The 233-nt window shown below is 56.7% G+C and carries 1 tRNA gene and 1 rRNA gene; both read right to left on the minus strand.

Annotation, left to right across the window (positions count from 1 at the left end):
• A tRNA-Ile gene (locus KQX66_RS37120) sits at positions 1 to 77 on the minus strand.
• A 55-nt stretch (positions 78 to 132) separates the two neighbouring features.
• Positions 133 to 233: ribosomal RNA gene (rrf, locus tag KQX66_RS37125) — 5S ribosomal RNA — on the minus strand; the annotation flags it as partial.

The following is a 233-nucleotide window of genomic DNA, read 5'->3' on the forward strand; positions in this document are numbered from 1 at the left end:
TGGTGGGCCCTAGTGGACTCGAACCACCGACCTCACCCTTATCAGGGGTGCGCTCTAACCAGCTGAGCTAAGGGCCCATAAAATTCGTATGCATAATAAGTTTCATAAGAAAAGCCCACCCTAGGTGGGCTTGCTTGGCGACGTCCTACTCTCCCGGGACCCTGCGGTCCAAGTACCATCGGCGCTGGAAGGCTTAACGGTCGTGTTCGGGATGGGTACGCGTGGTTCCCTTC

Source organism: Paenibacillus oleatilyticus, from assembly GCF_018998565.1.
Classification (GTDB): Bacteria; Bacillota; Bacilli; order Paenibacillales; family NBRC-103111; genus Paenibacillus_G; species Paenibacillus_G oleatilyticus.